This window comes from Candidatus Pelagibacter sp. PS_40, from assembly GCF_059417765.1.
In genome coordinates this window covers 1-22,385 of the sequence record NZ_CM182064.1, presented here as the reverse complement: position 1 = coordinate 22,385, position 22,385 = coordinate 1, and the positions used below count along the sequence as shown (strand labels likewise).

21 protein-coding genes and 2 tRNA genes are annotated in these 22,385 nt (G+C 28.6%); 13 read left to right on the top strand and 10 right to left on the bottom strand.

Annotated features, from left to right (window positions below; all coding sequences use genetic code 11):
* Nucleotides 1–5: 5 nt before the first annotated feature.
* The 3 genes from AC5SLW_RS00115 to AC5SLW_RS00105 form a co-directional block, all read right to left on the bottom strand.
* Complete coding sequence (locus AC5SLW_RS00115; RefSeq protein WP_494575829.1) at nt 6–1,277, bottom strand: 2-oxo acid dehydrogenase subunit E2; 1,272 nt, start codon at nt 1,275–1,277, stop codon at nt 6–8.
* Between the two features lies 1 nt (nt 1,278).
* A complete protein-coding gene (aceE, locus tag AC5SLW_RS00110) occupies nt 1,279–4,317 on the bottom strand; it encodes a pyruvate dehydrogenase (acetyl-transferring), homodimeric type (protein WP_494575136.1) in 3,039 nt (1,012 codons plus the stop codon).
* A 130-nt stretch (nt 4,318–4,447) separates the two neighbouring features.
* Complete coding sequence (locus AC5SLW_RS00105) at nt 4,448–5,635, bottom strand: acetyl-CoA C-acetyltransferase (protein WP_494575134.1); 1,188 nt, start codon at nt 5,633–5,635, stop codon at nt 4,448–4,450.
* 75 nt (nt 5,636–5,710) lie between these two features.
* Here AC5SLW_RS00105 and AC5SLW_RS00100 point away from each other — a divergent pair.
* From AC5SLW_RS00100 to AC5SLW_RS00075, 6 genes are all read left to right on the top strand, one after another.
* Nucleotides 5,711–5,787 (top strand) — tRNA-Arg (locus tag AC5SLW_RS00100).
* 123 nt (nt 5,788–5,910) lie between these two features.
* Nucleotides 5,911–6,336: a PaaI family thioesterase gene (locus AC5SLW_RS00095; RefSeq protein ID WP_494575132.1), complete on the top strand. Its 426-nt coding sequence runs from the start codon at nt 5,911–5,913 to the stop codon at nt 6,334–6,336.
* A gap of 129 nt (nt 6,337–6,465) precedes the next feature.
* On the top strand, nt 6,466–8,946 hold the full coding sequence (locus AC5SLW_RS00090; RefSeq protein WP_018413755.1) for a helicase-related protein: 2,481 nt from the start codon (nt 6,466–6,468) through the stop codon (nt 8,944–8,946).
* Entirely contained in the window at nt 8,946–9,371 is a 426-nt protein-coding gene (locus AC5SLW_RS00085; protein ID WP_006997481.1) for a tellurite resistance TerB family protein, read from the top strand. The genes AC5SLW_RS00090 and AC5SLW_RS00085 overlap by 1 nt, the downstream gene beginning before the upstream one ends.
* The gene (gene fdxA / locus AC5SLW_RS00080) at nt 9,368–9,694 is read left to right on the top strand and encodes a ferredoxin FdxA (RefSeq protein ID WP_006997482.1); all 327 of its coding nucleotides are present in this window, start codon (nt 9,368–9,370) and stop codon (nt 9,692–9,694) included. Before AC5SLW_RS00085 ends, fdxA begins: the two co-directional genes overlap by 4 nt.
* Nucleotides 9,636–10,550 carry a CarD family transcriptional regulator gene (locus AC5SLW_RS00075; RefSeq protein WP_006997483.1) on the top strand — a complete coding sequence of 305 codons (915 nt, stop codon included), beginning with the start codon at nt 9,636–9,638 and terminating at the stop codon, nt 10,548–10,550. Before fdxA ends, AC5SLW_RS00075 begins: the two co-directional genes overlap by 59 nt.
* 356 nt (nt 10,551–10,906) lie before the next feature.
* Here AC5SLW_RS00075 and AC5SLW_RS00070 read toward each other — a convergent pair whose 3' ends face one another.
* Nucleotides 10,907–12,613: an AMP-dependent synthetase/ligase gene (locus AC5SLW_RS00070; RefSeq protein WP_041185772.1), complete on the bottom strand. Its 1,707-nt coding sequence runs from the start codon at nt 12,611–12,613 to the stop codon at nt 10,907–10,909.
* Nucleotides 12,614–12,620: 7 nt separating this feature from the next.
* Nucleotides 12,621–12,705, bottom strand: a tRNA-Leu gene (locus AC5SLW_RS00065).
* Between the two features lie 68 nt (nt 12,706–12,773).
* Between AC5SLW_RS00065 and AC5SLW_RS00060 the strand changes: the two genes are divergently transcribed.
* From AC5SLW_RS00060 to AC5SLW_RS00050, 3 genes are read left to right on the top strand one after another with little or no spacing between them, the layout of a single operon-like run.
* Complete coding sequence (locus AC5SLW_RS00060) at nt 12,774–13,370, top strand: YqaA family protein (protein WP_006997486.1); 597 nt, start codon at nt 12,774–12,776, stop codon at nt 13,368–13,370.
* Between the two features lie 7 nt (nt 13,371–13,377).
* On the top strand, nt 13,378–13,857 hold the full coding sequence (locus AC5SLW_RS00055; protein ID WP_006997487.1) for a disulfide bond formation protein B: 480 nt from the start codon (nt 13,378–13,380) through the stop codon (nt 13,855–13,857).
* Complete coding sequence (locus AC5SLW_RS00050) at nt 13,841–14,374, top strand: demethoxyubiquinone hydroxylase family protein (RefSeq protein ID WP_006997488.1); 534 nt, start codon at nt 13,841–13,843, stop codon at nt 14,372–14,374. The genes AC5SLW_RS00055 and AC5SLW_RS00050 overlap by 17 nt, the downstream gene beginning before the upstream one ends.
* Here AC5SLW_RS00050 and AC5SLW_RS00045 read toward each other — a convergent pair whose 3' ends face one another.
* A complete protein-coding gene (locus tag AC5SLW_RS00045; protein ID WP_006997489.1) occupies nt 14,375–14,941 on the bottom strand; it encodes an HNH endonuclease in 567 nt (188 codons plus the stop codon).
* A 51-nt stretch (nt 14,942–14,992) separates the two neighbouring features.
* Nucleotides 14,993–15,649: an alpha/beta hydrolase gene (locus AC5SLW_RS00040; protein ID WP_020169009.1), complete on the bottom strand. Its 657-nt coding sequence runs from the start codon at nt 15,647–15,649 to the stop codon at nt 14,993–14,995.
* A gap of 50 nt (nt 15,650–15,699) precedes the next feature.
* On the opposite strand from AC5SLW_RS00040, the gene AC5SLW_RS00035 reads away from it, so the two are divergent.
* A complete protein-coding gene (locus AC5SLW_RS00035; RefSeq protein ID WP_018413748.1) occupies nt 15,700–15,903 on the top strand; it encodes a twin transmembrane helix small protein in 204 nt (67 codons plus the stop codon).
* Here AC5SLW_RS00035 and AC5SLW_RS00030 read toward each other — a convergent pair.
* Entirely contained in the window at nt 15,900–16,415 is a 516-nt protein-coding gene (locus AC5SLW_RS00030) for a TlpA family protein disulfide reductase (RefSeq protein WP_006997492.1), read from the bottom strand. The two genes, AC5SLW_RS00035 and AC5SLW_RS00030, sit on opposite strands and share 4 nt — an antisense overlap.
* A gap of 24 nt (nt 16,416–16,439) precedes the next feature.
* On the opposite strand from AC5SLW_RS00030, the gene argH reads away from it, so the two are divergent.
* From argH to AC5SLW_RS00015, 3 genes are all read left to right on the top strand, one after another.
* Entirely contained in the window at nt 16,440–17,828 is a 1,389-nt protein-coding gene (gene argH / locus AC5SLW_RS00025) for an argininosuccinate lyase (RefSeq protein WP_011281693.1), read from the top strand.
* A 117-nt stretch (nt 17,829–17,945) separates the two neighbouring features.
* Nucleotides 17,946–19,160 carry a diaminopimelate decarboxylase gene (lysA, locus tag AC5SLW_RS00020; RefSeq protein WP_011281691.1) on the top strand — a complete coding sequence of 405 codons (1,215 nt, stop codon included), beginning with the start codon at nt 17,946–17,948 and terminating at the stop codon, nt 19,158–19,160.
* Nucleotides 19,161–19,172: 12 nt separating this feature from the next.
* Complete coding sequence (locus AC5SLW_RS00015; RefSeq protein WP_011281690.1) at nt 19,173–19,874, top strand: lysophospholipid acyltransferase family protein; 702 nt, start codon at nt 19,173–19,175, stop codon at nt 19,872–19,874.
* On the opposite strand, the gene dnaN is transcribed toward AC5SLW_RS00015, so the two are convergent.
* On the bottom strand, nt 19,871–20,983 hold the full coding sequence (gene dnaN, locus AC5SLW_RS00010; protein ID WP_011281689.1) for a DNA polymerase III subunit beta: 1,113 nt from the start codon (nt 20,981–20,983) through the stop codon (nt 19,871–19,873). The genes AC5SLW_RS00015 and dnaN overlap by 4 nt on opposite strands.
* Nucleotides 20,973–22,385 (bottom strand): chromosomal replication initiator protein DnaA, encoded by a 1,413-nt coding sequence (gene dnaA / locus AC5SLW_RS00005; RefSeq protein ID WP_494575128.1) that lies wholly within the window; start codon nt 22,383–22,385, stop codon nt 20,973–20,975. Before dnaA ends, dnaN begins: the two co-directional genes overlap by 11 nt.

The following is a 22,385-nucleotide window of genomic DNA, read 5'->3' as shown; positions in this document are numbered from 1 at the left end:
AATATCTATACAGCTAATTTATAAGCAAAATTTTTGCCTAAATTTTCTTTTAGATCATTATTAAATCTAGCTGCTTCAGCTCCATCAATTATTCTGTGATCATATGATAAAGAAAGCGGTAGCATTGTTCTTGTTTCAAATTTCCCATTAATAAAAATTTGTTTTTTTTGTGCCTTGCCTACTCCTAATATAGCAACTTCTGGATAATTTATTATTGGTGTAAAGAATGAACCTCCAATTCCTCCAAGACTCGTAATAGTCATAGATCCTCCAAAAAATTCTTTCTTATCTATTTTTAAATTTCTACATTGGTCACTTACTATTTTCAATTCATTGCTAATATATGAGATGCTTTTATTGTCAGCATTTCTAATTTTTGGCACCATTAAACCATGTGGAGTATCCACTGCAATCCCAACATGAAAATAGTTTTTCATTGTAATTTTTCCATTTTCAATATCATCTATTGAAGAGTTGAAACTAGGAAACTTTTTTAAAGATGCAACTAAAGCTTTAACAATAAAAGCTAATGGAGTAATTTTTTTTCTTTCCCCTGTATACATGTTAGTAAGTGAAGTTCTAAAATCTTCCATTTCAGTTATATCTGCTTCATCATGATTTGTGACATGAGGTATTGTAGTCCAAGAATTAACTAAATATGTAGAGGCTAATTTTTTAACCCTAGGCATATCTTTAACTTCAATTTCACCAAAATCAGAATGAGAATATTCACTAACAATTTTTTTTGGTTGATCTTCGGTCTTATCTGGATTTTTATTAATCGTAGAGGATATAAAATTTTTTACATCATCTTCCACAATTCTTCCCTGTCTTTCACTACCAACTATTTCATTAATATTAACCCCAAGTTCTCTAGCAAATTTACGTACTTTTGGGCTTGCAGATGAAATTTCTGAATTATCTTTTTTTATTGTATTTTGTGCTGGATTGACTTTTGCAATTTTTTCTACTTGATTTTGATTTGTAACTTGTTCTGCTTCTTTAATAGTTTTTTGTTCTATTTTTTTTTCTTCTTCTCCAGACTGTTCTATAGTTAATATTAAATCACCTTCTGAAACCCTATCTCCCACTTTAATTTTAACAGACTTAACCTTTCCATCAAAAGAAGCTGGTATTTCAACACTAGATTTGTCACTCTCAATTGTAATAAGTGGATCATTTTTAGAAACTGACTGGCCATTTGAAACTAGCACCTCAATTACCTCAACGTCTTTAAATTCACCAATATTTGGTACTTTAATCTCTTTATCTGACATCTTATAGTTTTGTTGGCATTGGTTTGCTGCCATCAATATTATACTTCTTTATGGCTTCTTTAGCGTATTTAGAAGCTATCAGTTGCTCTTTTGCTAACACACTCAGTCCATAGGCAACAATATGCTCTTTATCAACTTCAAAAAATTTTCTAAGGTTTTTTCTAGTGTCACTTCTTCCATAACCATCTGTCCCTAAAGAATAAAAACTTTTATTAGTATAAGGTCTAATTTGGTCAGAATTCATTCTCATATAATCTGAGGCTGCCATAATCGGTCCTTCAGTTTTTCCTAAACACTGTTCTACAAATGAAACTTTTTGTTCTTTATCAGGGTTTAAGAGATTATATCTTTCAACTTCCATACCATCTTTTCTCAACTCATTAAAGCTAGTAACACTCCAAATTTCACTATCTATCTGATATTCATTTTGAAGAATTTCTGCTGCAGACATCATTTCTCTCAATATTGTACCTGAGCCTAAAAGTTGAATTTTTGTTTTTCCATATCTATTAAATTCTTTAATCTTGTACATTCCCTTAAGAATTCCTTCTTCACAATTTTTATCTTTTGGCATTCCTGGATGTGAATAGTTTTCATTCATGGTTGTGATATAATAAAAAACATTTTCATTTTTTTCATGCATTCTTCTCAAGCCTTCTCTAAAAATAACAGCTAACTCATAATGAAAAGTTGGGTCATATGTTACACAATTTGGTATCGTTGAAGCTATCAAGTGACTGTGTCCATCTTGGTGTTGTAATCCTTCACCAGCCAAAGTAGTTCTTCCAGCTGTTGCTCCAATTAAAAAACCTCTGGCCTGACTATCTCCAGCAGCCCATGCAAGATCTCCTATTCTTTGAAAACCAAACATTGAGTAAAAAATATAAATTGGAATCATTTCAATATCATGATTCGTGTAAGCTGTTGCAGCTGCAATCCATGATGACATTGCTCCAGCTTCATTAATTCCTTCCTCTAATACTTGTCCACTTTTATCTTCTCTATAAGAGCTTAACTGCGCAGAATCTTCAGGTTCATATTTTTGACCTTCATGCGCATATATTCCTATCTTTTGGAAAAATCCTTCCATGCCAAAAGTTCTTGCTTCATCAGGAATAATTGGGACTAACCTCGGTGAAACATTCTTGTCTCTTAGCAAATTTGTAAACATTCTAACTAATGCCATGGTTGTAGACATTTCTTTTTCACCTGTTGATACTTTCATGAAATCAAAAATATCTTTTGCTGGTGCTTTTATTGGCTTTGCGTAAGTTGTTCTCTCTGGCAAAGAACCCCCAAGGTTCATTCTTCTTTCTTTGATGTATTTAATTTCTGGAGATTTTTCATCTGGCTTAAAATACTCTACATTTTTTACTTGATCGTCAGTTAAAGGCACATCAAAACGATCTCTATAATATAATAAATCGTCTACGTCTAACTTCTTAGTTTGATGGGTTGTGTTAACACTTTCACCTGTTTTTCCCATGCCATAACCTTTAATGGTTTTAGCGATTATAACCGTTGGGCTGCCTTGATTTTTTGATGCCTGATCATATGCTGCATAAACTTTATGAGGATCATGACCACCTCTATTCAATCTCCAAATATCTTTATCTGACAAACTAGAAACTAGCTCTTGTGTCTCTGGATATTTTCCAAAAAATTTTTCTCTAACGTAAGCTCCATCTCTAGCCTTCATTGCTTGATACTCACCATCGACAGTTTCGTTCATAGCTTTAACTAAGTGACCTGTTTTATCATTAGCAATCAGTGAGTCCCAGTAAGACCCCCAAATTACTTTAATTACATTCCAACCGGCTCCTCTAAAGCTTCCTTCTAGCTCTTGAATAATTTTTCCATTACCTCTAACAGGTCCATCTAATCTTTGAAGATTACAGTTTATAACAAATATTAAATTATCCAGTTTTTCCCTAGAAGCTAACCCTATAGCACCTAAAGATTCTGGCTCATCCATTTCTCCATCACCAAGAAATGCCCAAACTTTTCTACCTTCATCTTTAATTAATCCTCTATTAATTAAATATTTCATATATCTCGCCTGGTAAATTGCAAGCATAGGTCCTAATCCCATTGACACAGTTGGAAACTGCCAAAACTTTGGCATCAACCAAGGGTGTGGATATGAAGAAAGTCCACCTGGTTTTACTTCTTGTCTAAAACTATCTAATTGTTTTTCATTTAATCTGCCTTCTAAAAATGCTCTAGCATAGATGCCTGGTGCACTATGACCTTGAAAATAAACTAAATCACCACCAAATTTATTATTTTTAGCTCTCCAAAAATGATTCATTCCTACATCATAAAGTGTTGCTGCAGATGCGAATGTTCCTATATGACCACCTAATTCAGGAAATTTTTTATTTGCTCTCACAACCATGGCTGCTGCATTCCATCTAATTAAAGATCTAATTCTTCTTTCAATGTTCTGATCTCCATTGGACTTGACTTCTGCCTCTGGTGGGATTGTATTTATGTAAGGAGTGTGTTGTGTATAAGGAATATTTGCACCTTCTTGATATGCTTTGTTAATTAATTCTTTTATCAAAAAATGAGCTCTTTGATTTCCATCTTTTTCAACAACTGCAGATAAAGACTCTAACCAATCTTGAGTTTCTAATGGATCAATATCATTTTCATTTGTAACTTGAATTATTGTTTGTTTTTTTTCTAGGGCTGGACTTTGTTGAATAGTTTCTTCTTTTTTTTCATTCTTTAAAACAGATTCTGCTTGTTTAATAATACTTTCTGTATCTTTAGGAATTGGCTTTTCTGAAGGGCTTTCTTTTGAAGATTCAATACTTAATAATAAGTCTCCTTTAGAAACTTTATCACCTATTTTAATATTTACAGATTCTACCTTACCAGAAACTGTTGATGGAATTTCAACACTAGATTTGTCACTCTCAATAGTAACAACAGGATCGTTTAAGTTTATTTGATCTCCAACTTTTACTAAAAGTTCAATAACCTCAACTTTTTCAAATTCACCAATGTCTGGAACAAGTAATTTTTCACTCATTATTTAAATCGATTTATACACCTAAAAAAAACTATATCTCATGTTATTTTAGCATAATAATGAGCCTTTTTGTGCAAACCTGTATTTTATTGAACAAAAAACTTTAAAAAATTAACAAATAAATAAGAAATTAATTTCTCTCAACACACATGGCTATTCCCATACCACCACCAATGCAGAGAGTGGCACAACCTTTACATTTATTTTGTCTAATCATTTCGTGAATAAGAGTTACTAAAATCCTAGTTCCTGAAGCTCCAATTGGGTGTCCTAATGCAATTGCCCCGCCATTAACATTTACAATCTCTTTACGAATTTTAAGATCTCTAATTACAGCAATGCTTTGAGCTGCAAATGCCTCATTTATTTCAAATAAATCAATATCCTCTCTCTTCCATTCAGCTTTTTCTAATGCAAGGTTAACAGCTTTAATTGGCCCTAACCCCATCAACGAAGGTTCAACACCACATGTTGCCCAAGAGACCACTTTGGCTAACGGTTCTATACCTCTAAGTTCTGCTTCTTCTCTAGACATTAATATAGTTGCTGCTGCACCATCATTTATTCCCGATGAATTGCCTGCAGTAACTGTGCCATTTTCTTTAAAAACAGTTTTTAATTTTTTTAAATCCTCTAAGTTTAGATTGTTTCTTGAGTGTTCATCTTTTTCGAAAATAAAATTTTTATCATCAGTATTAATCTTTAATTTGATTAGTTCATTTTTGAATCTATTTTCATTTATAGCTTTTTGAGTTTTTTCTTGAGAATTTAATGCAAATAAATCTTGTTCATCTCTAGAAATTTTATATTTTTCTGCAACATTTTCAGCAGTAATTCCCATGTGATAATTGTTAAATGAGTCTATTAATCCATCATTGATCATCGTATCTACTAACTTATTTTCATCTAGTTTTTTATCTTCTCGATAAAATATAGCATGTGGTGCTCTAGACATATTTTCTTGTCCTCCAGCAACTATAATTTTATTTTCACCTAGTTTAATAGACTGATATCCTAAAATTACAGATCTTAATCCAGATCCACACACTTGATTGATTATATATGCGGGTTTTGAAACTGGAATTCCAGCATGAATAGAAGCTTGTCTTGCTGGGTTTTGTCCTAATCCAGAAGTTAGAACATGTCCCATAATCACCTCATCAATATCGTCTGATTTTAATTTTGATTTATAGACAGCTTCTTTAATAGCTAATGCGCCTAGTTTATCAGCGCTAATATCCTTTAAAGATCCTTTAAATGTGCCAATAGGAGTTCTTACTGCAGTTGTTATAACTACATCATCTAGTTTTTTGGTCATTGCTAATACAACATAATATTTTATAAGTTAAATTACATTAAAAACTTTGATATACTGAGTAAATTATTTAATTAAGGACCGCTGGCCAAATTGGATAAGGCGCTCGGCTACGAACCGGGAGATTCCAGATTCGAGTTCTGGGCGGTCCACCAAAAAGGATAAATAAAAAAAATGTTAGATTGGCTACTAAAATCATCTCTACAAAAATCAGTTATATATTTTTTTATAATTGTTTTTATAATCTTATTAATTTTAACCTTCATATTATAAAAATTATGAGTAATGAATTTGAACAAATAAGTATTAAATCTGGTTTTATGAAACACAATGGTGGTGTTTTATTTAGAACTATGTCTGAAACAGAATATGAGTTTAAATCTATAATTAATGAAAACCATTTGAACAATGCAGGAATAACTCATGGTGGTTATTTATCAGCCTTAATTGATGCAGGTGCAGGAACTGCTGCACACAGAGCGTCAGGTAATGCACCTTGTGTAACCATTTCATTAGACTTAAAATTTATTGGTGCATCTAAAGTGGGAGATGAAATCAACGGTTTTACAAGAATTTTAAAAAAAACAAATTCACTAGTATTTTTGTTTTGTGAACTAAAATGTAACGATAAAATTATAACCTCTGCTTCAGGTATATGGAAAATTTTAAAAATAAAATCTTCTAACTTAGGTCCAGGTGGTTAATTTTTAATAATTTTATAAACTTTAAAATGAGAACTTTTCTCTAATGATTCGGTCATGTTTTAACCTATTTTTGTTCTTTATGGACAACAATATATGGTGGAGTAAAAATTTAAGGTACCATCAATAGAAATGTCTAAAAATAAAATTACAGCTGTTCTTGGTCCAACAAATACCGGCAAAACCTATCTTGCAATAGAAACAATGCTTTCTTTTGATTCGGGAATGATTGGATTTCCATTACGTTTACTTGCACGAGAGGTATATGACAAAATTATAAAAAAAATAAGCTCTGATAAAGTTGCATTAATCACGGGTGAAGAGAAAATAATTCCTCCTAATGCAAAATATTTTCTTTGTACAGTAGAGTCGATGCCAATCAATAAGCATTTAGATTTTGTGGGTATTGATGAAATACAAATGTGTGCAGATCATGAGAGAGGTCATATTTTTACTGATAGATTGTTAAATCTTCGTGGCGAAAAACTAACGATGTTTATGGGCTCTAGTACTATTAAAAATATAGTCAATAAACTGAACGAAGACACTGAATTTATAAATAGAGAAAGACTTTCTAAACTTACCTACGTAGGGCATAAAAAAATATCAAGAATAAATAGAAAAACTGCAATAATAGCTTTTTCAACTGAAGAGGTTTATGCAATTGCAGAACTTGTACGTAGGCAAAAAGGTGGAGCAGCTATTGTTATGGGCTCTCTAAGTCCAAAAACCAGAAATGCTCAGGTTGAATTATATCAATCAGGAGATGTTGATTTCCTAGTTGCTACAGATGCAATTGGTATGGGAATTAATATGGATTTAGAAAATGTATATTTTTCAAACCTTAAAAAATTTGATGGTAAAAAATTAAGACGTCTTAATATGTCTGAGATTGGGCAAATTGCTGGAAGAGCAGGCAGATATTTAAATGATGGTAGTTTTGGAGTGACTGGAGACTGCAAAGATATTTCAGCTGAGGAAGTAGAATTACTTGAAAATCATAAATTTGAAGAAATTAGAATGTTATTTTGGAGAAATTCTAATTTAAATTTTAATAACGCTTTAAGTTTAATTAAATCACTTGAAGAAAAACCCAATAAAGATTGGTTAAGGAAAATACACGAGTGCGGAGATGAAAAAGTATTAAAATATTTTTTAAAAGATATGGAAGGTAACAAAATTGAAAACAACAGAGAAACACTTGAATTACTTTGGGAGTGTTGTCAAATTCCAGACTTTGTGAAAAAAACATATGGAAATCATATTGAAGTTGTTGGCAAGGTATTCAATTTTTTAAATAGTAATTATGGTAAAATTACCAATGATTATATGAGATTACAGTTGATGAAATTAGATAAATTAGAAGGAAATGTAGATTCTTTGTCAAATAGAATTGCAAATGTTAGAACTTGGTCTTATGTTTCCAATAAAATTAATTGGGTTGAAAACCAAGATTATTGGATAGAGAAAACAAAACTATTAGAAGATAGATTATCAGATAGACTACATGAAGAACTTACAAAAACATTTATTGATAAACGAGCCAGCGTACTTGCAAGAGGCTTAAACCAAGATATGGATTTTAAAACTGAAATAATGGAAAACGACAAAGTAATAATTGATGAGCAGTTTATTGGTGATTTAAAAGGTCTAAAATTTGAAATGGACTTAAAAGTTGGGGCTTTAGAAACTGACATTAAATCATTGAAAAAGGCAGCAAGACAGACTGTGGGGCCCGAGCTTCAAAAAAGAGTTCAGTTAATCATAGAAACAGGTCTAATTGAATTAAAAGATGATTTTAAAATCTATTGGAAAAATTTTCCTATTGCAAAATTAGTAACCGGAAAAGATTATTTAAATCCAGATATACTTTTAATAGTAGATGATCTTTTAGAAAATAATGACAAACAAAAATTATCAGAATTTATTGAAAAATGGGTTAATGAAAAAATTAATTTAATACTAAAAAGTTTAATTGATCTAAGAAATTTAAAAGAAAGTAACTCATCCATTAAAGCTTTAGCTTATCAATTGTATGAAAGCAATGGTGTAGTTAAAAGAGAAATGGTTACCGAATACTTAAAAAAACTTGGGCAAGATGAAAGAAAAATTTTAAGAGACTTAGGGGTGAAGTTTGGGCGTTATCATATTTTTTTATTCAAACTATTAAAACCTGAAGCAGTTTCTTTAAGAACTTTATTATGGAAAAATTTTAACCAAAAGTATTTTGAGTTGACGCCACCTACGTTTGGTTTAAATTTTTTAGATGACAAAAATAAAAGAAATAAAAAATTTATGCTTTTATGTGGATTTGAAAATTTTGATAATTATTTTGTTAGAATTGACATCTTAGAGAGATTATTTATGCTAATTATTAACGCTAGCCCCGAAAAGGATAAAGAAATTAAACTAGTACCAGAGATGCTTAATTTATTAGGATGTAGTAAAGATAACTTTAAGAAATTGATTGAAAAAATGAATTATAAAACTTTAGAAAAAGACAATGATATGTATTTTAGATATAATCCAAAAAAACAAATTAAAAAAACTTTTAAAAAAATAGATACTTCAAACAGCCCATTTAAAGTATTGAAAAACTTAAATTTGAATTAATGATTAGCTTTTTTAAAAATAAAGAAAAAAATGAACCTCAGGATAACTCTTATTCTAAAATTGCTGCCTTGCTAATTCATGCAGCAAAAATAGATGAGGCTTATGAAAAAAAAGAAGAAGATATTATTAAAGAAACGCTTATTGATTTAGGCGCACCGGTCTCTGAGATAGATAAAATTATGTCTGAAGCAATAATTGTTGAAGATAACTCAAATCAAATATTAGATTTTACAAGAGAAGTAAAAAATGTTCCAGATTCTGATAAAATTAAAATAATTGAGTCATTATGGAAAATAATCTATTCAAACGATAGTGCTGACATTTATGAAACAAACTTAATGAGAAGACTCTCAGGTTTACTATATGTGGATGCCAAGACAATGGGAGACTTGAAGTTAAAAGTAAAAAGTGAATTGGGAAAATGACATACGTTGTAAATGATAAATGTATTAAGTGTAAACTAATGGACTGCGTTGAAGTCTGTCCTGTTGATTGCTTTTATGAAGGCAAAAATATGCTTGTAATTAAACCCGAGGAGTGTATAGATTGTGGCGTTTGCGAGCCAGAATGTCCAGTAGATGCGATAGTAGCAGATACTGAGTCTGGGAGCGAAAAATGGCTTGAACTAAATACAAAGTATTCTGAAATTTGGCCAAATATAACTATTAAAAAAGATCCTCCAGAGGATAATGAAAAATATAAAAATGAAGAAAACAAGTACGACAAATATTTTAGCGAAAATCTTTAAAAAAACTCCTGAGAAAAAAGTAAAAAAAAAAACTAAAGCAAAGGTAGCAAAAAAGCCTACGCTTCCTAAAGCTAAAGTTGTAAAAAAAAAAATTCCAGTAAAAAAAACTAAAACAATAAAAGCAACTCCAACTAAAATTAAAAAAAATTTAAAAACAGTCTCTAAAAAAGCTGTTCCAGAAAAAGTAGAAATTAAAACTGATAATTTAAGAATTTCAAAAAGTAATGAAGTTAAGCCTGAAATTAAAAAGGTAAAAAAACAAGAAACAGAAAAAAGAGAATATAAAGTTAAAGATTACGTTGTTTATCCAAAACATGGCGTTGGCCAAATTACAGAGTTTAAAAAAATTAACATTGGTGGAATTGATGTTGAAACTTATGTTCTTAAATTTGAAAAAGACAAAGCCAATGGTATGGTTCCTGTAAATAAGCAATCTCATCTTAGACCTCTTGCAACAATAAATCAGGTCAATAAATGTATATCTATTTTAAAAAGCAAGCCAAAAATTAAAAGATCTATGTGGAGTAGAAGAGCACAGGAATATGAAGCAAAAATTTCTTCAGGCAAAATCTATGAGCTTGCAGAAGTTGTTAGAGATTTAAATAAAGGTGACGACTTAATGGTTGATCAATCATACAGTGAAAGACAGTTGTTTGAAAAAGCTTATGAAAGAATTTTATCTGAATTTCAAATAGTGATGGGTGTATCATTAGAAGATACCCAGAAAAAATTAGATAAGGCTTTAAAGAGAAATTTGGAGGGCCAAGCAAAAGCTGTGGCTGCACCAACTAAGATTAAAGAACCTATCACAGAATCTGACACAGACTCAGAGCCAATTACCGATACTGAGGATTAAAAATTAGGGCAAAAAAAAACGCCTCTCACACATAACGTTATGAGAAGCGTTTTTTGAAAAGTCTAAGATACTATCTTTTTCTTTTCTTCGCTTTTTTAGCTTTTTTAGCTTTTTTCTTAGTCTTCTTTTTAGCTTTTTTAGCTTTTTTCTTTGTAGCCATCTTTAGCTCCCTGTTTAAGTTAAACGAATCAAAGTGATTCGTTGTTAACTTATTTTTATTTTTTTATACAAGTGATGTCAATTCATTAATTAATTGGCAAATTATAAATTTATTTTTTAAAAAAAATTTTTATTTAAAATTTTTGTTATGTAAAAAACATTAACGTTTATGCGACTTATAATGTCTTTTATAAAAATTAATTAAAAAGTTTTTCTAACTCATTTTGATAAGTTTTTATAATTTTATATCTTTTTAATTTTAAAGTAGGGGTCATCATATTGTTTTCAATTGTAAATTGATTTTTAATTACAAAAAACTTTTTTATTTTTTCTATTTTACTTAAATTTTTATTTATTTTTTCTATTTCTATTTTAATTTCTTCATTCTTTATATTTTTATATTCTGAGCTTAAAACAATTAAACAAACTAGATAAGGTTTGTTGTCACCATAAACTAAACTTTGCTCTATGTAATTAGATTTATTTAAATCACTCTCTATTTTGATTGGAGAAATATTATCTCCACCTGGAGTTATAATTATATCTTTTTTTCTATCTGTTATTTTTAAAAACTCGCCATCAAACTCTCCAATGTCACCTGTAGATAACCATCCATTCTTTAAAACTTTATTTGTTTCTTCTTCATTATTCCAGTAACCCAACATCACATTTTCTCCTTTAACCAGAATCTCACCATCATTTGCAATTTTAACTAAATTTCCCCTAAATGGTTTGCCCACAGTTTCTACCCTAATTTCATTAATAGAATTACAGCTTACTACAGGAGATGTTTCGGTTAATCCGTACCCTTGTAAAGTTGGGAGACCAATTGCATTTAAAAAGCAACCCACTTCTTTGTCTAACGCTCCTCCTCCTGAAATAAATGCCTTTAGATTTCCACCAAATTGTTCTTTGATTTTCTTTCGTACTAAAAGATCACAAACAAAATTTATTAAACTTTCTATTAATGAAAATTGCACTCTATTTAATTTCTTATTTCCAAGTTTGATGGTTTGATTGATTAAGAATTTTTTTATTCCTGTAGCTTTACTAAAATTAGTATTTATTTTTTGATGTAAATTTTGATAAAATCTAGGAACTGCTGTCATTATCTCAGGTGAACAATTTTCCATATTTTTTATAAGTTTTTCTATACTCTCAGCATAGAATACCTGTGCTCCCACGACTATTTGAACAAATTGGACTGTATGTTCATATGAATGAGAAAGGGGTAGCCATGTCAAAAATTTAGGTTTTTTTGAGACAAACTCTTTTAATAAACCAAGGGCTCCCTCACAATTGTTTAAAATTCCACCATGGCTTAATACAACTCCTTTTGGATTTCCCTGGGTACCAGATGTATAAATTATACAAGCAATATCTTTTCTTTGAATTTTTAATTCAGAAAAATTTAAGGAATTAAAGTTTTTATTAGCAAAAATTTGATTAATACTTACATGAAGTTCTTGGTCAAATTCTTCAATTACATCAAAAAAAATAATTTTTTTTATAAATTTTTTTTTAGGTATAATATTTTTTACTTTTAAATACTGTGTCTTATTAGAAATGATTAAAACAGTCGGAGTGCAATCATCAATTATATACTCATAGTCTCTTTCTACATAAGTTGTATAAGCCGGAACTGTTATGCCCTCCGAAAGCATAATAGATAAATCTGATATCATCCACTCTGGTCTATTTTCTGATATTAACAAGCATCTATCACCTTTTTTTATATATCTTGATATTTCCTCAGAAAGTTTAATGACATTTGAATATACATCTTCCCAAGAATATTTTTTTTCAACTTCTTTTAAGGATTGTAAAAACACACTTGTTTTATCTTGTGTAAGATACTGTTTATAAAATAGTTCTAATAAATTATTAATTTTGTTTATTTCCATAATATATTGGTGGGCGAAGAGAGAATCGAACTCTCACTTCTTGCGAAACACGATTTTGAGTCGTGCGCGTCTACCAGTTCCGCCACTCGCCCTTTGTTTTCCTTATTATAACTATAAAATTAAATAGTATAAGAACATAATTTATATTAAAAACAAAAAAATGCTTAATGAATTATATCAAAAAACTTTAAAACTTGCTGCCCACAAGAAGTCAAATACTTATCTTGCAATTTTATCTTTTACTGAAAGTTCTTTTTTTCCAATCCCACCTGACGTTATGATTGCTCCAATGGTTATTGCAAAAAAAAATGATTATTTAAAAATTTTTTTAATAGCTACTTTGTTTTCTTCACTTGGAGGTATCCTTGGATATTTCATTGGATCTTATTTTTTTGATCTTGGAATGATTGTAGTAGAATTTTATAATTATGAAGAAAAGGTAATTAATCTTAAAAATAGCTTATCTGAGGGAAGTGGTCTTTATGTGTGGCTTGCTACATTATTTCTTGCTGGGTTTACGCCTTTGCCCTTTAAAGTATTCACAATAACAAGTGGTATGATTGGTTTTAATTTGCCTATATTTTTCATTATTTGTCTATTTTCTAGAGGGTTGAGATTTTTTATCGTCTCATACCTATCATATAAATTTGGTGATATTTTTAGCAAGTTTATGAAAACTGATGCTGCAAAATGGTTTACAATTTTAGGTATTATAATTGTATTAATTTTTACCCTAATATATTTTGCAATTAAATAACACAAACATGATTAAACGAAAAACTACACTTCATCTTATATTGTTATTCAGTATTTTTGCTCTTTTAACAGCCTATTTTATTGAACATATTTTGGGTCATCAACCGTGCAATCTTTGTTTAATTGAAAGAATACCTTATGTTGTTTCAATAGTTATAATTTTACTTTTTATTTTTATTCAAAAGTTTGAAAGATTTTTTTTAATAATTTTAAGTATTACATTTATTATAGCATTCTCTATTTCGTTTTATCATTTTGGAATAGAGCAAGGCTTTATAAAAGAGTCTTTAGTTTGTGACCTAAATTCTAATAATGCAGATTTGACTAAAGAAGCTCTTCTAAATCAGCTAAAAGAGGTTACAGTTAGCTGTAAAGATGCAACGTTTAAAATTTTAGGATTATCTCTTGCTACAATAAATATTTTTATCTCTTTAATAATCACAACTATAACTATAAAACTTTTCTTAACTTATGAAAAAAACAAATAAAGAAAAAGTAAAAGAATTTATTCGAGTTGATCACGCAGGTGAACGAGGTGCAATAAAGATTTATGAAGGCCAATTACTAGCTCTAAATACATTTGTTAAAGATGAAAACCTTAAAAAGAAAATTGAAGAAATGAAAATTCACGAAAAAGAACACTGTGAATATTTTGAAAATGAAATTAAAAAAAGAAATATAAAACCTACAAAGTTTTTACCTTTATGGGATTTGCTTGGTGTAGGACTTGGTTTTGGCTCAACAATGCTGGGGAAAAAAGCTGCTATGCTATGCACTGCCTCAGTGGAAGAAGTAATTGACGAACATTATCTAAATCAAATTAATGAGTTAGAAAACGATGAGAAAAAATTAAAAGAAAAAATAATTAAATTTAGAGAAGATGAGCTGCATCATAAAGATATAGCCTATAAAGAAGGTGCAACTAAAAAAGGAATGTATTCTATTCTGGATAAATTAATTAAAACTGGATCAAAAATTGCTATTAATATTTCTGAGAAAATTTAATTAAGCTTCTAACTCAACATCCCAATACAAATAATCCATCCAGCTCTTGTGTAGGAAATTTGGTGGGAAATTTTTACCATTTTTATGTAGGTCTTCTGTAGATGGCTGATATGGCTTTTGATTTAAGCTCATATCCAAATTTTTTAATAACCTTCCACCTTTTTTTACATTGCATGAAGAACAAGCAGTTACAACATTATCCCAGTTGGTTTGTCCACCTTTAGATCTTGGAAGTAAATGATCAAAAGTAAGATCTTCACCACTTCCACAGTATTGACATGAAAATTTATCTCTTAAAAAAACATTAAATCTTGTGAAGCTAGGATTAGACTGTGGTTTTATAAAACTTTTTAATGCAATAACACTTGGTAATCTCATATTAAACGATGGGCTCCTAATAACTCTGTCATAATTACTAACTATAACAACTCTATCCAAAAAAACAGATTTTATAGAATCTTGCCAGCTCCATAAAGACAATGGATAATAACTTAAAGGCCTATAATCTGCATTTAACACTAGCGCAGGACATTTTTCTAAAGACAAATTCTGATCGTTAAAAATCATTATAAAAAACTCTAACTGAAAAAAAATAATTTATCAATAAATAGAATTTAATTATATTTGAAAGTTATTTTTAATATAATTTAAAGCCGCGCTTGATGCCTCAATAGGAATATGATGTTCACAATTCTTTATCATTTTGGTTTCAATTTCAATATTATTTCTAATTAGGAAATCTTTTGCCTCTAATAAAAATGTTGGTGACACAACTGCGTCTTGATCACCATGTATCAATAGCATTTTAGTAGAAGAAGATTTTCTCATACTAAGATCATCTTGATTAATTATCTTACCAGAAAAACCAACAATACAATTATAATTTTGATTGCTAGTTAAACCTAAATTAATAGACATCATGCATCCTTGACTAAATCCTGATAAGCAAATTTGAGAATTATTAAGATTATATTCAGTTTTAACTTCTTCAATATATTTTTGGAGTTTATTTTCTGCTTTTTTAGATTCTTCTAGAATATAACTTGGATCATCTTTAGTTAAATCAAACCATTGAAAACCTGCTGGGTTAATTTTACATTCTTCATGACCATCTGGACATAAAAAAATAGTATTAGGCAAAAATCTTTTCCAATTTAAGGTCAACATACTTATGTCTTTCCCATCACCCCCATAACCGTGCAGTAAAATAATAGCATTTTTAATTGGCATATCTTTTTCTGGCTTAATAATTGTAGTTGATAGACAAAGTGTCATAGATGTTTTTATTATGTTTTTTTTATTAAAAATTATTCTACAATAGTTTCATGATAACAGGAACATTAGTTAAAATTTTAGGTATTGTGCTTTTAATAGTTGTAGCAGTCGTCTTGATCTTAGGAATTGGAACTTTGTTCAAAGGTGGCGAAACTAGCAAAAAATATTCGAATAAACTGATGCAGCTAAGAGTGTTGCTGCAATTCATTGCTATAGTAGCATTGGTTAGTTTTGCTTATTTCTTTAAAGATTAATCGTATTGTTTTAGCCAATTAATAAAATCCAAATTATTAAAATCAATAGATCCCATAATACGCCCAAACTCTTCACCTTTTTTATTAAATAAAATAGTTGTAGGAACTCCCCTTAAAGAAAATTTTTTAGCCAAAGTAATTGGCGCATCAAAATATATCTCTAGATTTTGAATATTTAGTTCTCTAAAAAAAGAATCTGATTTAGAGAAATTTTCCTGGCCAATATTAATAGGAAAAATTTTTAAGTTATCAAAATTACTATTTGACTGTAAGTCATCTAGAGATGGCATCTCCTCTCTGCAAGGAGCACACCAAGTAGCCCAAAAATTCAATATTAACAATTTTCCTTTAAAATCATCTAAATTTACATCATAATTATTTGAGTCTTTAAAAACTACTCCCTCATATATTTTTGTATTTTTTGATAAAACTAAATTTTTTATATTAGGTTTTTCTAGTGCATAACTAATGTTGCTAGTTATTAGGTAGATAAATATTAATAATAATTTCATGCTAAATATGTATAATTAATTATCATGGTAAAAAATAAAAACAATATGGCAATATGGGGATCAAGAATAAAGAAAGATGCCTCAACTTTGTTCCAAAAAGTTGGTAATTCAATAGATATTGATAAAAAGCTTTTTCAAGAAGATATTTTAGGATCAATCGCACATGTTGAGATGTTATTTAGACAAAAAATTATTTCTTTTAAAATTAAGAATAAGATAATTTTTGGACTTAATAAAATTGAGAAAGAAATTTTAAAAAATAAATTTGAATATAATAAAAAATATGAAGATATTCATATGAATATTGAAAAAAGATTATTTCAAATTATAGGAGAAGAGGCTGGATATGTTCACACGGCTAGATCTAGAAATGATCAGGTAATTACTGATTTTAAAATGTGGACGACTTCAGCAACTAAAGAAATTAATAAGAATTTAGACAATATTATTAAAACCATTCTCAAAATTTCAGAAAAAAATATTGAAACCATAATGCCTGGGTTTACTCATTTAAAAAATGCACAAGCTGTATCTTTTGCGCATTATTTAATGTCTTATGTAGAAATGTTTAATAGGGACAAAAAAAGATTTACCTATAATTTAGAAAGTTTATCAGAAAATCCTTTGGGTGTTGCTGCTTTAACAGGTACTTCTTTTAATATTGACAGAAATTTTACTTCAAAAAAACTAGGCTTTAAAAGACCAACAAATAATTCAATTGATACTGTTGCAGATAGAGATTTTGTTCTAGATTTTTTATATAGCGCTTCTGTTTGTTCAATGCATATTTCAAGAATAGCTGAAGAACTAATTATTTGGAACTCTGATGGATTCAATTTAATCACACTTTCAGACAAAGTGGTAACTGGTTCTTCAATAATGCCTCAAAAAAAAAATCCTGATTTGTTGGAATACTTAAGAGGGAAAACTGGAACGGTTTATGGAAATTTGTTTTCAATGTTGACAATTCTTAAAGGGCTTCCCATATCTTATTTTAAAGATCTTCAAGATGATAAAGAAATACTCTTCAAATCTAATGAAATTCTTAATAACAGTATTGCTATTCTTAATGAGGTTTTAAAAAATCTAAAACCTAATAAACAACAAATGTTAGACCTTGCTAACTCAGGCTATATTACAGCTACTGACTTAGCTGACTATCTTGTTAAAAATCATTCAATGCCATTTAGAAAAGCGTATCAAACTACAGCTTCTATTGTGAATTATGCAGAGAAAAAAAAGAAAAAATTGAATGAATTAAATATTGACGAACTAAAGAAAATTGAACCAAGGCTCACAATTGAAGTTTTAAAGATATTTAATGTGAAAAACTCTGTTAACTCTAAAAAATCTTATGGTGGAACGTCTTTTGATAATATCAAAAAAATGATAATGAAATATAAAAAGACGTAAAATGATAAAAAAACTAATTTTAATTTTTATAATTTGTTCTTTCTTGTTTTCATGTGGAAAAAAAGGAGATCCTCAATATGAGGGGAATGAAATGGTTTTTCCAAAGTCAGTAGATTGATGAAATATATAAAGAAAAACTTAACAATTGAAAAAGTTAATGTTCAAAAAATAGCAAAAAAGTTTGGTACACCAACTTATTGTTATTCGCACAAACGGCTAACAGAAAATATAAAAAATTTTAAAAAAAATTTTAGCTCCTTTTCTCCATTGATTTGTTTTGCTGTCAAATCCAATACTAATGTAAATCTGATAAGAGAAATTAGAAAATTAGGGCTAGGTGCTGATGTTGTTTCAATGGGTGAGTTAATGATGGCTCTAAAAGCAGGTATAGACCCAAAAAAAATTGTTTTTTCGGGCGTGGGTAAAACTTCAAAAGAAATAAGTTATGCAATTGATAAAAAAATTTTATTAATAAATGCTGAGTCTAAAAGTGAAATTATTGAAATTGAAAAAATTGCAAAATCAAAAAAAAAAATAGTTAATATAGGTATTAGACTTAATCCAAATACAGATGCTAAGACATTAAAACAAATTTCAACTGGAAAAAAAGAAAATAAATTTGGTGTAGATGAAAAAACTTTTTTTGAATTAGTAAATTTTACAAATCATTCTAAAAATATTAACCTTAAATGCTTAAGTGTTCATATTGGTAGTCAAATTTTAGATCACAAACCATATGAAAAAATGCTCAGTGTAGTGAATAAAATAATAAAAAAAAGTGGCCATATCTTTGAATTTATTGATCTAGGTGGAGGCATGGGTATTTCTTATGAGAAAAATAGCAAAAAACTTAACTATCAAAAATATAACACTGCTATACAAAAATTTCTAAAGGGCCAAAAAACAAAAATAATATTTGAACCTGGTCGATCTATAGTTGGTAATATTGGATTTTTAATTTCTCAAGTTATTTATATAAAAGAAAATACCAAAAAAGATTTCATCATATTAGATGCTGCAATGAATGATCTTATGAGACCAGCATTATATGGTGCAAATCATCAAACTATACCTGTAGTAAAAAATAATAGAATTTCAAACAAAACTTATGAATTTGTAGGACCAATTTGTGAAAGTACAGACAAATTTACAACTATAAAAGGTTTTCAGAAATTAAAAGAAAAAGATCTTGTGCTAATGTGTGATGTTGGAGCTTATGGAATGTCACTAAGCTCAAATTACAATGTAAGACCAAAACCAGCAGAATTAATAATTAAAGGATCAAAGATTAATATTATTAAAAAAAGACAAAAACTAAAAGATTTGATTTAGTTTTTGATTAATATGATAAGAAATTTTTTATTTTCATTATTTTTTTTCTTAGGAATAGTTTTAATTTCCATAATTTTCTTGCCAGCAATTTTACTACCAAAAAAAATAGTTTTATTTGGTGGAAAAATTATGGGCTTTTGGACTTCTTTATGTTTAAAAATATTTTTATCAACAAAGATAATCATTAAAGGTAGGGAAAACATAATTAGAGGAAAAAAATTTTTTATAGCTGCTTCACACCAGTCAATGTTTGAAACTTTTTTTTTACAAACTATCTTTAATTCTCCTGTTTTTATTTTAAAAAAAGAATTGCTAATGATTCCTATATTTGGCTGGTATTTAAAAAAAATAGGGTCAATTTCAATTAAAAGAAATAAAATTTCTAAAGAAAACTTAGGTTTTTTCGATGATATTTCTAAACAAGTGAAATTATCTGAAAGACCTTTAATAATTTTTCCACAAGGAACAAGACTTTCTGCAGAAGATAGAACTCCTTTTAAAAAAGGATCTGGTAGAATTTATGAAGAATTAAATATTCCATGCCAACCCATCGCAATCAATTCTGGTAATACCTGGCCAAAACATGGTTGGAAAAAAATTAATACCACTCTAACTGTTTCAATTTTAAAACCTATTGAACCTGGACTAAGCAAGGAAATTTTTACGAAAGAATTGGAAAAAACTATTTATACTGAACTTGATACTTTAAGCTAGCCTTTCATAGGCATTACAACAAATATACTGTCAAAATCGCCTGGATCTTTAATTAATGCCGGAGACCCAGTATCATTGAAAAAAATTTCAATCTTATCTCCATCAAGTTGTGATGCTACATCAATTAAATATCTAGAATTAAAACTTATTTCTAGATCATGATCAAACTTTACAGTTAAACTTTCTTTTCCATCACCACTATTTGTGTTGTTAACTGATAAGTTTAAAACGTCTTTTGACAAATTAAATTTAACTCCATCTTTTTTATCTAATGAAACTGAAGCAACTCGATCAACAGAGTCTAAAAATAATTTTAAATCTATTTCTAACTTCTTTTGATTATTCTTAGGTATTACCTGAATATAATTTGGAAATTTCCCATCAATTAACTTAGATATTAATATACTATTATTTAATTCAAATTTTATTTTAGATTTAATATTTGAAATTTTAACATCGCCATCATAACTTTCTAACAATGAGCATAGTTGAAAAATTGTTTTTTTAGGAAGTATTATTGGTTCAAAATCTACTTGCTGGTCTAATCTTATTTTTGAAATAGACATTCTATGACTGTCTGTAGCTGCTGCTGTTAAAAAATTTTTATCTTCAGTTTGTGTTTGATGAAAAAAAATTCCACTTAAATAGTGTCTTGTTTCATCATTTGAAACTGAAAATTTACATTTATTTAATAATTTCAATAATTGTTTTGATTTTATAGAAAATTCATTTTGATTAAAGTTTTCATCTGTTAGTGGAAACTCAGATGCACTAATACAATTTAAATTAAAAACAGATTTTTCAGACTCAACTTGGAGTTTGCTAACGTCTGTTAAAGATAAATTAATTTTTTTTCCTGACGAAAATTTTCTTATGATGTCATACATAATAGATGACGTAGTAGTTGTGTTTCCTTCTTCTATAACTTCTACATTGTTAATTTGATGAATAAATATTAAATCTAAATCTGTTGCTGTAATTGTTAGGTTTGAATTACTCGCATTTAATAAAACGTTTGACAAAATAGGAAGTGTGCTTCTTTTTTCAATTACGCCTTGGCAATAATTAAGTGCTTGTTGCAGATCTTGTTGATTAACGTTAAATTTCATTTTCTTTATTATACAATATCTGATTTTTTAGATTATTAATATTGTTTGTCATTTCTGGATCTTTTTCCTTCAATTTTTCAATGGTTTTAACTGAATGAATGATTGTCGTATGATCTCTATTAGAAAATTCTCTTCCAATTTCAGGTAATGACTTGGATGTCAAAATTTTTGTTAAATATATTGCTGTTTGTCTTGGTCTTACAAGATATCTAGATCTTCTTGAAGAAAGCATCTCACTTTTACTAATTTTGAAGAACTTACATACAGTTGATTGTATTAAATCTATTGTTACTTTATTTTCTCCAATATTTAATAGATCTTTTAAAATTACTTTAACCTCTGATAAATTTGGAACTTTGTTGTAAATTCTTGAAAAAGAAACAACTCTATTAATTGCTCCTACTAACTCTCTAATACTTGTGGTTATTTCTGTGCTTATAAACTTTTGTATTTCTTCTGAAATATTTACTTGATTTGAATAAAAAATGTTTAGTTCCTCTGTTTTTTGTTTAACAATTTTACTTCTAAGTTCATAGTCAGGTTTTTGTATATCTACAACAAGACCTCCAGCAAATCTTGATTTAATTCTATCTTGGATTCTTGATAATTTGTTCGGAGCTCTATCGGCAGAGATTATAACTTGTGAGCCTTTATCTAATAGTGCATTAAACGTATGAAAAAACTCTTCTTGCATTGCTTCTTTACCATTCATGAATTGAATATCGTCTATCAATAATATGTCAGTATTTCTAAAATACTCTTTAAACTTCACCATATCATTAGATTTGATTGATTTTACAAACTGATACATAAATCTCTCAGCAGAAATAAACATAACTTTGTTTTTTTCTTTTAATGAAAGACCAATTGAATTTAATAAATGTGTTTTTCCCATTCCAACTCCTCCATAAATATAAAGTGGATTATAATGAGAAATATTTTCTGAAACTTTCATGGATGCTTCATAGGCAAGTTTATTACTTGTTCCTGTTATAAAGTTATCAAATCTTTTATTTGGGTCTATTCTGTTATATTGTAAGTATGTATCTTTAATGAATGATACGTTTTCATTATTTTCATTTTTAGTAAAATTATTTTCTATCTCATTTTCAGAGTTTTTTTCAATAATCTTAAACTCTATTCTTGTTAAATCTTTCTTATACGTTTTTACTATTTGCAAAATTTGGTCTAAATATCTTGAAGTAATCCAGTCTCGAATAAATCTAGTAGAAACCGAAAGTAAGACATAGCTATTCATCTCTTCAACGAAGTCTATCTTTCTAAGCCAGCTTTCATATATATCGCTACCTAGCTTATTTTTCATATCCTTTTGAATTAAAGCCCAATCTAAAGCTTCAGATGAAACATCTTTTGTACTTTGTGTTGTGTTGTTGCTTGTCAT

Bases quoted from the DNA above. Each gene is read 5' to 3' on its own strand.
- AC5SLW_RS00115 (WP_494575829.1), bottom strand. From the start codon at position 1,277: ATGTCAGATAAAGAGATTAAAGTACCAAATATTGGTGAATTTAAAGAC.
- aceE (WP_494575136.1), bottom strand. From the start codon at position 4,317: ATGAGTGAAAAATTACTTGTTCCAGACATTGGTGAATTTGAAAAAGTT.
- AC5SLW_RS00105 (WP_494575134.1), bottom strand. From the start codon at position 5,635: ATGACCAAAAAACTAGATGATGTAGTTATAACAACTGCAGTAAGAACT.
- AC5SLW_RS00095 (WP_494575132.1), top strand. From the start codon at position 5,911: ATGAGTAATGAATTTGAACAAATAAGTATTAAATCTGGTTTTATGAAA.
- AC5SLW_RS00090 (WP_018413755.1), top strand. From the start codon at position 6,466: ATGTCTAAAAATAAAATTACAGCTGTTCTTGGTCCAACAAATACCGGC.
- AC5SLW_RS00085 (WP_006997481.1), top strand. From the start codon at position 8,946: ATGATTAGCTTTTTTAAAAATAAAGAAAAAAATGAACCTCAGGATAAC.
- fdxA (WP_006997482.1), top strand. From the start codon at position 9,368: ATGACATACGTTGTAAATGATAAATGTATTAAGTGTAAACTAATGGAC.
- AC5SLW_RS00075 (WP_006997483.1), top strand. From the start codon at position 9,636: ATGAAAAATATAAAAATGAAGAAAACAAGTACGACAAATATTTTAGCG.
- AC5SLW_RS00070 (WP_041185772.1), bottom strand. From the start codon at position 12,613: ATGGAAATAAACAAAATTAATAATTTATTAGAACTATTTTATAAACAG.
- AC5SLW_RS00060 (WP_006997486.1), top strand. From the start codon at position 12,774: ATGCTTAATGAATTATATCAAAAAACTTTAAAACTTGCTGCCCACAAG.
- AC5SLW_RS00055 (WP_006997487.1), top strand. From the start codon at position 13,378: ATGATTAAACGAAAAACTACACTTCATCTTATATTGTTATTCAGTATT.
- AC5SLW_RS00050 (WP_006997488.1), top strand. From the start codon at position 13,841: ATGAAAAAAACAAATAAAGAAAAAGTAAAAGAATTTATTCGAGTTGAT.
- AC5SLW_RS00045 (WP_006997489.1), bottom strand. From the start codon at position 14,941: ATGATTTTTAACGATCAGAATTTGTCTTTAGAAAAATGTCCTGCGCTA.
- AC5SLW_RS00040 (WP_020169009.1), bottom strand. From the start codon at position 15,649: ATGACACTTTGTCTATCAACTACAATTATTAAGCCAGAAAAAGATATG.
- AC5SLW_RS00035 (WP_018413748.1), top strand. From the start codon at position 15,700: ATGATAACAGGAACATTAGTTAAAATTTTAGGTATTGTGCTTTTAATA.
- AC5SLW_RS00030 (WP_006997492.1), bottom strand. From the start codon at position 16,415: ATGAAATTATTATTAATATTTATCTACCTAATAACTAGCAACATTAGT.
- argH (WP_011281693.1), top strand. From the start codon at position 16,440: ATGGTAAAAAATAAAAACAATATGGCAATATGGGGATCAAGAATAAAG.
- lysA (WP_011281691.1), top strand. From the start codon at position 17,946: ATGAAATATATAAAGAAAAACTTAACAATTGAAAAAGTTAATGTTCAA.
- AC5SLW_RS00015 (WP_011281690.1), top strand. From the start codon at position 19,173: ATGATAAGAAATTTTTTATTTTCATTATTTTTTTTCTTAGGAATAGTT.
- dnaN (WP_011281689.1), bottom strand. From the start codon at position 20,983: ATGAAATTTAACGTTAATCAACAAGATCTGCAACAAGCACTTAATTAT.
- dnaA (WP_494575128.1), bottom strand. From the start codon at position 22,385: ATGACAAGCAACAACACAACACAAAGTACAAAAGATGTTTCATCTGAA.